A 6,547-nucleotide genomic window follows, 5' to 3' on the forward strand; every position below is an offset into this window, starting at 1 on the left:
GGGATGCCGGCCCGGTTACTTAGCGGCCTTCTCCACGAATTCGGTCGTGTAGGTCTTGCTCAGGTCCACCTTGGCGTTCTTGATGTTGGGGTTGAACGCCTTGAGGACCTTCTCGACGGTCTCGGGGCCGTCCGCGGGCATCACCCCGTCGTCGGTGAACATCGGCAGCGTGCTCTTGATGGCCTCGGCGTACAGCGTCTTGTTGCCCTGGGAGTAGTCGGCGGGCATCTTCGCCGCGATCTCGGAGGCGCTGTGGGCCGACATCCACTTGAGTGTCCTGACGAACGCGTTGGCCAGCTTCTGGACCGTGTCCTTGTGGCTGTTCACCCAGTCCGTCTGCATGTACAGACTGGACGACGGGTACGGGCCGCCAAGCGCCTCCTTGGAGCCCGCGGGCGTCCGCATGTCGAGGAGGACCTTGCCCGCCTTCTTGTCCAGGATCGTGGCGACGGTCGGGTCGGTCGTCATGCCGGCGTCGATCGAGCCCTGCTGCAGCGCGGAGATGAACGTCGGCCCCGCGCCGACGGCGACCGGGCTGAAGTCGCTGACCTTCACGCCGTTCTTGACGGCCAGGTACTTGGTGAGGAAGTCGGTCGAGGAGCCGAGACCGGTGATGCCGAGCTTCTTGCCCTTGAAGTCCTTCGGCGAGGTGATGTCACCCGCCTTCTTGGTGGAGACGACCTCGACCTCACCGGGCGCGTGCGAGAACTGCACGACGGACTCCACGGACTTGCCCTTGGTCTGCAGGTCGAGGGTGTGGTCGTAGAAGCCGACGGCGCCCTGGACCTGGCCGGAGACGAGCGCGGTCTCGGCCTGGACACCGGCGGGCTCGCTGAGGAGTTCCACGTCGAGGCCCTCGGAGTCGAAGTAGCCGAGCCGCTGGGTCAGCATCGCGGGCAGGTAGATGACCTTGTCCAGGCCACCGACCATGATCTTGACCTTCGTCCCCTTGCCGTCGCCCTTGCTGCCGGAGGCGGCGGAGGTGCTGCTCGCCGCGTCGTTGGCGCAGGCGGTGAGCGAGGAGAGGGCGAGCAGGCCGGAGGCGGCGAGCGCGGCGTATCTGGCGGTCTTGCGCATGACGGTTCACGTCCTTGTGAGAGGGCGGTGCGGAGGAAGGGGGGTGTCTCGGGGCGCCCGGCTTCGGGGCGGCGCGGGGGACCGGGCTCAGTGGCCGGAGTTCGACGGCTTCCAGCGGAAGATGCGGTGCTCGGCGAAGGTCAGCAGTCCCTCGGCGACGAGGGCCACGGCCGCGAGGATGACCATCGCGGCGTAGACGCCGGCGGCGTTGAAGGTGCCCTGGGACTGGGCGACGAGCAGGCCGATGCCCTTGGTGGCGCCGATGTACTCGCCGACGATGGCGCCGATGAGGGCGAAGCCGAAGCTGACGTGCAGGCTGGTGAAGATCCAGGAGGTCGCCGACGGGATGACCACCTGAAGCGTCACCCGGCGGTCGCTCGCGCCGAGGATCCGGGCGTTGGACACCAGGTTGCGGTCAACCTCGCGGGCCCCCTGGAAGGCGTTGAAGAACACCGGGAAGAACACCAGCACCACGGCCGACGCGACCTTGGAGGCGGGGCCCAGCCCGAACCAGATCACGAAGATCGGGGCGAGGACGATCCTGGGGATGGAGTTGAGCACCTTGATGTACGGACCGAGGACATCGGCGAGGAAGGCGATCCGGCCCAGAGCGATACCGAAGAGCACACCGGCGACCACACCGATGACCCAGCCGAGCAGCGCCTCCTGGAGCGTGGCCCAGATCTGCTCGCCCAGCGAGCCCTGCGCCGTTCCGTGCATCACCCAGGTGGAGATCTGGTCCCAGATCTGCGAGGGCATCGAGAAGTTGAACGGATCGATGGCCTTGGCCCGGGACAGCCCCTCCCACAGGCCGAGCACGGCCACCAAGACGAGCACCCGTGCGGCGGAGACGACCACCTTGCGTCTGCGGGCGGCCTGGGCCCGCGACTGCGCGCGGCCCGGAGTCTTCACCGTGTCGACGACCGGCGTGCTGATGACCTCAGGCGACATGAGCGGCACCCCTCTCACGGGTGATGCGGACCTCTTCGCCGAGGGACTCCCAGATCTCGCGGTAGATCTCGATGAACCGCGGTTCCAGCCGTACCTGTTCTACCTTGCGCGGCCGCGGCAGGTCGATGTCGAAGACCTGCTTGACCGTCGCGGGCCCGGCGGTCATCACGACGACCTTGTCGGCCAGCGCGATGGACTCCTCCAGGTCGTGGGTGACGAAGACGACGGAGGCGCCGGTGCCCTCCCACAGTTCCAGCAGCTCGTCCGACATCAGCGCCCGGGTCTGCACGTCGAGCGCCGAGAAGGGCTCGTCCATCAGCAGGATCTCGGGGTCGTTGACGAAGGTGGCGGCGAGCGCGACGCGCTTGCGCTGGCCACCGGACAGCTGGTGGGGGTAGCGGTCCTCGAAGGCGGCAAGCCCCACCCGGGCCAGCCACTCACGGGCCTTCTGCTTGGCCTCCTGCTTCGGTACGCCACGGAAACGCGGGCCCGCCATGACGTTGGACAGGACCGTCCGCCAGGGGAAGGTGGCGTCCTGCTGGAAGACGAAGCCGACCTTGTCGCCGACTCCGTTCACCGGCTGCCCGGCCACCAGCACATCGCCCTCGGTGGGCTCCTCCAAGCCGCTGACCAGGGTCAGCGTGGTGGACTTGCCGCAGCCGGTGGGGCCGACGACGGCCACGAACTCGCCGCGCCCGACGGTCAGGTCCAGGTCCCGGACGGCGGTGTGCAGACCCCCCGACGGGGTTCTGAAGATCTTGCTCGCGCCCCGTAGCTCGATGGCGGGGCTGGTGTCTGCGCTCATGGCCCGGGACGGTAGGTGTGGCCCGGACCACAGCATCAGTCTTCTGGGCGCAAGCCATTCTTTTGCTCACTGAAGCCTGTTGTGCTCATTTTGCTCGGGTTACAACTGCGGAGCACGAAACACGGGCTTAACGCTCGCCGGCCTTGAAGGAGAGGCCTGATGATTGACGTCATGGTCGTGGACGACGACTTCCGTGTCGCCGAGATCAACGCCAAGTACGTGGGAAAGGTTCCCGGCTTCCGGGTGGCCGCCCGCGCCCACTCCGCCGCCCAGGCGCTGTCCGCCGTGGAACGCGGAGCCATCGACCTGGTGCTGCTCGACCACTACCTTCCGGACCAGACCGGCCTCGAACTGGTGCACCGCATGCGGGAACAGGGGCACGGCACCGACGTCATCATGATCACCGCGGCCAGCGACGTGACCACGGTGCAGAAGGCCATGCGCCTGGGCGCGCTGCACTATCTCGTCAAGCCGTTCACCTTCGCGGCGCTACGCACCCGCCTGGACTCGTACGCCGCGCTGCGCCGCACCGTCGACCGGGTCGGCGGCCGGGGTCTGGCGGGCCAGGACCAGGTGGACCGGATCTTCGGTGCCCTGCGGACCACGCCCGCGCCGTCCTCCCCCGGTCTGCCCAGCGGCCACTCGGAGCCGACCACGGACCTCATCTGCGGGGTCCTGCACCGGGCCGGCCACCCGCTCTCCGCCCATGAGGTCGCCGCCGAAACCGGCCTGAGCCGCTCCACCGCCCAGCGCTATCTGCGCCACCTGGAACAGGCCGGCCGGCTCCGCCTCTCGCTCAAGTACGGCGACACCGGCCGGCCGGAGCACCGGTACGCGTGGGTGGCGCCGTAAGGAACCACTTGTCCACGGCCCTCGCTCCGTCCTGCCCCGTTCCCGCTCCGCACGGCCCCCGTCCTACACGGCCCCCGCTCCGGTCAGCGACCGCACCTCGGTCTCCGCGTACCCCGCCTCGTCCGGGGCCTCGGGCGAGGTGACCGTTCCGAGCCAGCCTGCCAGGAAGCCCAGCGGGATGGAGACGATGCCCGGGTTCTGCAGGGGGAAGTACTGGAAGTCGACGTCCGGGAACAGCGAACCCGGACTGCCTGACACCACCGGGGAGAGCGCCACGAGGGCGAGCGCCGGAACCAGTCCGCCGTATACGGCCCACACGGCGCCACGCGTCGTGAAACCGCGCCAGAACAGGGTGTAGAGCAGCACCGGCAGGTTGGCGGACGCGGCCACGGCGAAGGCGAGTCCGACCAGGAAGGCGACGTTGAGATCACGGGCCAGCAGGCCCAGTGCGATCGCGACCACACCGATGCCGACGGCCGCGATGCGTGCCACGGCCACCTCGCCGCGTGGCTCGGAGCGCCCGCGCCGCAGGGACGCGTAGAGGTCGTGCGCCACGGAGGCAGAGGAGGCGAGTGTGATCCCGGCGACCACCGCGAGGATCGTGGCGAAGGCGACCGCTGCCACGACGGCGAAGAGAACCGCTCCGCCCGTGGACTGCGCGCCACCGCCCAGGTCGAGCGCCAGCAACGGAACCGCCGTGTTCCCGGCCTCGTTCGAGCGGCGCAGTTCCTCCGGCCCGACGATCGCGGCCGCGCCGAGCCCGAGGACGATCGTCATCAGGTAGAAGCCGCCGATCAGCCCGATCGACCAGACCACCGAACGGCGGGCGGCCCGCGCGGTCGGGACCGTGTAGAAGCGCGCCAGGATGTGCGGCAGACCCGCTGTGCCCAGGACCAGCGCGAGACCCAGGCTGATGAAGTCCAGGCGGGCGGTCCAGTCCCCGCCGTACTTCAGGCCCGGTGCCAGGAAGGCGCGCCCGCGGCCGCTGCGTTCGGCGGCCGTGAGCAGGAGCCGGTCGAAGTCACCGTGGAACCGCACCAGGACCAGTACGGTCAGCACCACGGTGCCGCCGAGCATCAGGACCGCCTTCACGATCTGGATCCATGTGGTGGCCCGCATCCCTCCCCACGACACATAGATCACCATGAGCGCGCCGACACCGATCACGGTCCAGGCCTGTGCCGCCTCGCTGGAGCGTCCGAGCAGCAGCGCGACCAGGCTGCCCGCGCCCACCATTTGCGCCACCAGATACAGAACGGACACGGTGACCGAGGAGGTTCCCGCGGCGATCCGGACCGGCCGCTCGCTCATCCGCGCGGCGATCACGTCGGCCAGCGTGAACCGGCCGCAGTTGCGCACCAGTTCGGCGACCAGGAACAGCACGACCAGCCAGGCGACGAGAAAGCCCACCCCGTACAGCAGACCGTCGTAGCCGAAGAGCGCGATCAGCCCGGCGACGCCCAGGAACGAGGCGGCCGAAAGGTAGTCGCCCGCGACAGCGAAACCGTTCTCCATCGGGGAGAAGAGCCGCCCGCCCGCGTAGAACTCCTCCGCGGAGCCACGCCGGTGACGCCCCACCCAGGTCGTGATCGCCAGGGTGACGGCCACGAAGGCGCTGAACAGGACGAACGCAAGCGTCTGATGCCGATCGGTCACAGCGCACCGCCCCTGCTGCCACGCGTCAGTTCCTGGGTGTCCCAGCGCAGCTCCAGCGCCGCCCTGTCCCTGCGCAGGCGCGCGTGCCGGGAGTAGGCCCAGGTGAACAGGAACGTGGTGAGGAACTGCCCCGCCCCCGCGAGCATCGCCACGTTCACCGCGCCCGCCACGGGCCTGGCCATCAGACCGGGCGCGGCCGTCGCGGTCACCACATACCCCACGTACCAACCGAGGAAGAGGACGGCCCCGGGGACCACGAACCTCCGGTACCGGCTGCGCACCTCCTGGAAGGCCGCACTCCGCTGCACCTCGAGGTACACGTCGCGGGCGTGGGCCTCCCGCGTCGGCAGGCCGGCGCGCGCGGCCGGCACGGCGGCGGGAGCGGGGACGCCCGTACCGTCCGGTTCGCCCCATCCGGAGGCAAGCGCGTCGTACCAGGGGTCCTCGTACCTCGCGTGGGGTGACGTCGGGCTGTGGCCGTCCTGGTTCTCGGCGGTGCTGTCCGGACCGCCCCCGCCTGGGCGATAACGACCGTTGCTTGGCTGCATGTCCAAGGATGGACAGACGGGAGAGACCCCCGGCTCCGCTTCGCCAGGCTCTTCACCCCATCAGGTGACTCAACCCGCTGGTGGCCGCGCCAGTCCCTTCGCGTACGCGTAACGCACGGCCTGGGCGCGGTCCTTGAGGCCTGTCTTGGCGAAGAGGTTGTTGATGTGCGTCTTCACGGTCGCCATGGAGACGTGCAGTGCGCGGGCGATCTCCTGGTTGGTGAGTCCCTCGGCGATCAGCACCAGTACCTCGGTCTCCCGGGCGGTCAGTCCGTCCGGCGCGTCCTGGGAGGTCGGGGGCACGGCGGGCGGCTCGGGCTGCGAGAGCCTTTCCAGCAGCCGCCGTTGCACGCTCGGCGACAGCCCGGCGTGTCCCGACAGCACACTCTCCACGGCCCGGACGATCTCGTCACCGCCGGCGTCCTTGGTGAGGTAGCCACGTGCTCCCGCTCTCAGCGCGGGGAACAGCGAATCGTCGTCCGCGAAGGTGGTGAGCACCACGACCTCGGTCCCGGGGTGCTCGGCCCGGATCCGCCGGGTCGCCTCCACCCCGTCGCAGCGAGGCATCCGCATCCCGAGCGGCGCCGACGGGCCTCAAAGGCGCGGACGCGAGCGCCGGAGCCGCGGTGCCACGCGGCGCGGCGCGGTCAGCTCACCG

The 6,547-nt window shown here is 69.7% G+C and carries 6 protein-coding genes and 1 pseudogene; 1 reads left to right on the plus strand and 6 read right to left on the minus strand.

The window, feature by feature from the left end; genetic code table 11:
* Positions 1-15: 15 nt before the first annotated feature.
* The 3 genes from ABZX30_RS14595 to ABZX30_RS14605 all read right to left on the minus strand — a co-directional run bounded on the left by ABZX30_RS14595 (position 16) and on the right by ABZX30_RS14605 (position 2,833).
* Entirely contained in the window at positions 16-1,077 is a 1,062-nt protein-coding gene (locus ABZX30_RS14595; RefSeq protein ID WP_355933213.1) for an ABC transporter substrate-binding protein, read from the minus strand.
* Between the two features lie 87 nt (positions 1,078-1,164).
* A complete protein-coding gene (locus ABZX30_RS14600) occupies positions 1,165-2,028 on the minus strand; it encodes an ABC transporter permease (RefSeq protein ID WP_355933215.1) in 864 nt (287 codons plus the stop codon).
* Complete coding sequence (locus ABZX30_RS14605) at positions 2,018-2,833, minus strand: ABC transporter ATP-binding protein (RefSeq protein WP_355933218.1); 816 nt, start codon at positions 2,831-2,833, stop codon at positions 2,018-2,020. Before ABZX30_RS14605 ends, ABZX30_RS14600 begins: the two co-directional genes overlap by 11 nt.
* Before the next feature lie 159 nt (positions 2,834-2,992).
* On the opposite strand from ABZX30_RS14605, the gene ABZX30_RS14610 reads away from it, so the two are divergent.
* On the plus strand, positions 2,993-3,685 hold the full coding sequence (locus tag ABZX30_RS14610) for a response regulator (protein WP_355933221.1): 693 nt from the start codon (positions 2,993-2,995) through the stop codon (positions 3,683-3,685).
* A 63-nt stretch (positions 3,686-3,748) separates the two neighbouring features.
* Here the strand turns inward: ABZX30_RS14610 and ABZX30_RS14615 are convergent, their stop codons facing one another.
* From ABZX30_RS14615 to ABZX30_RS14625, 3 genes and pseudogenes are all read right to left on the minus strand, one after another.
* A complete protein-coding gene (locus tag ABZX30_RS14615) occupies positions 3,749-5,341 on the minus strand; it encodes a cation acetate symporter (protein WP_355933224.1) in 1,593 nt (530 codons plus the stop codon).
* A complete protein-coding gene (locus ABZX30_RS14620) occupies positions 5,338-5,889 on the minus strand; it encodes a DUF485 domain-containing protein (RefSeq protein ID WP_355933226.1) in 552 nt (183 codons plus the stop codon). The genes ABZX30_RS14615 and ABZX30_RS14620 overlap by 4 nt, the downstream gene beginning before the upstream one ends.
* 69 nt (positions 5,890-5,958) lie before the next feature.
* Positions 5,959-6,462, minus strand: a pseudogene (locus tag ABZX30_RS14625) (response regulator transcription factor); the annotation flags it as partial.
* Positions 6,463-6,547 lie beyond the last annotated feature (85 nt).

The organism is Streptomyces sp. NPDC004542, from assembly GCF_040610035.1.
In the GTDB taxonomy this organism is placed as follows: Bacteria; Actinomycetota; Actinomycetes; order Streptomycetales; family Streptomycetaceae; genus Streptomyces.

Coding starts and splice junctions, on each gene's coding strand:
- ABZX30_RS14605 (WP_355933218.1), bottom strand. CDS start 2,833: ATGAGCGCAGACACCAGCCCCGCCATCGAGCTACGGGGCGCGAGCAAG.
- ABZX30_RS14600 (WP_355933215.1), bottom strand. CDS start 2,028: ATGTCGCCTGAGGTCATCAGCACGCCGGTCGTCGACACGGTGAAGACT.
- ABZX30_RS14620 (WP_355933226.1), bottom strand. CDS start 5,889: ATGCAGCCAAGCAACGGTCGTTATCGCCCAGGCGGGGGCGGTCCGGAC.
- ABZX30_RS14610 (WP_355933221.1), top strand. CDS start 2,993: ATGATTGACGTCATGGTCGTGGACGACGACTTCCGTGTCGCCGAGATC.
- ABZX30_RS14595 (WP_355933213.1), bottom strand. CDS start 1,077: ATGCGCAAGACCGCCAGATACGCCGCGCTCGCCGCCTCCGGCCTGCTC.